Genomic DNA, 1,396 nt, shown 5'->3' on the forward strand with positions numbered 1-1,396 from the left:
ATGTCCGAACTGATCCAGCGCGCCAAAAACTTCGCCACTTCCGCCCATCAGCGCATTGGCCATCGCCGCAAGTACAGCGACCAGCCCTACCAGGTTCACCTGGAAGCCGTGGCGCGCCTGGTCGCGTCGGTGACCGATGACGCCGAAATGATCGCCGCCGCCTGGCTGCACGATGTGGTCGAGGATACGCCGGCAACGCTGGGCGACGTCGAGCGCGAGTTCGGCCCGGCAGTCGCCGCCCTGGTCCAGGATCTGACCGACGTCAGCCGACCGAGCGACGGCAACCGCGCCATCCGCAAGGAGAGCGATCGCCAGCACACGGCGCACGCCTCGCCGCGCGCCAAGAGCATCAAGCTGGCCGATCTGATCGATAACTGCCAGGACATCAGCCACCATGATGTCCGCTTCGCCAGGGTCTACCTGGGCGAAATGAACGCCTTGCTGGCGGTGCTCGGCGAAGGCAACGCGCGCCTGCTGAACAAGGCGCGGGCGCTGCACGGGGAATGCCAGGAGAAGCTGCTGGACGCTCGTGCAGCCGACGCGACTCAGGCGCCCGCGGGCTTGGCGACACTGTTTCCCCAACTGACCAGCAGCCCCGTCCTGCGCCGGTTTCGCGAGGTATTCACCGCTGCTGACATCGCCGAGCCGCTGCTGTCGTTCGACACCGACGCGCCCGAGTGCGCCGCGGCAAGAATCATGCGGGCGCGACATCTGCGCATTGCCGGCATCCGCGTCGATGGCGTCGTGCAGGCCTATGTGCGCCTCGCCGACCTGGCAAAAACCAGCGCCGGGAATGCCACTGAGGATGCCCCCAGCGGTCGGCAACTGCAGCACATATCGGCCGACCAGGTGCTGGGCATCAACGCGCCACTGATGGACGTGGTCGGCATCCTGACCCGCCACGACCAGTGCTTCGTCTCGGTCTTCGATTCGGTCGTCGGCGTGATCGAGCGTGACGCGGTGAACAAGCCGCCGGTGCGCATGTGGCTGTTCGGCGCCATCACCCTCTATGAAATGGGACTGGTTCCGCTGATCGAGAAGATCTATCCCGACGGAAGCTGGCAAAGCGTGCTGCCGACCGCGCGGCTGGAAAAAGCCCGCGAACTACAGCGCGAGCGCGAACGTCGCAATCAGCACTGCGAACTGATCAACTGCCTGCAACTGGCCGACAAGGCGCAGGTGATGCTTGAACACCAGCCGGCGAGAGACGCCCTCGGCCTGCCGTCCAAACGCGCGGCCAAGGAACTGATCAAGGACCTCGAATCCTTGCGCAACCATCTCGCCCATTCGCAGGACATCGTCTCGCACGACTGGGTGCAGATCATCCGCCTCACGCACCGCATGGCTGAACTGAGCACGCCGTAGGACGCCGACGCTGGCCTGCTGGCCTGCTGGC

The 1,396-nt window shown here is 65.5% G+C and carries 1 protein-coding gene; it reads left to right on the forward strand.

Going from position 1 to position 1,396, the window contains the following annotated elements; translation table 11 throughout:
- Positions 1–1,365, forward strand: a 1,365-nt coding sequence (locus RUW20_RS17695; protein WP_313953545.1) for an HD domain-containing protein, incomplete at its 5' end; no start/stop codon positions are given.
- Between the last annotated feature and the right edge of the window lie 31 nt (positions 1,366–1,396).

The sequence above is a fragment of the Accumulibacter sp. genome, assembly GCF_032229525.1.
In the GTDB taxonomy this organism is placed as follows: domain Bacteria; phylum Pseudomonadota; class Gammaproteobacteria; order Burkholderiales; family Rhodocyclaceae; genus Accumulibacter.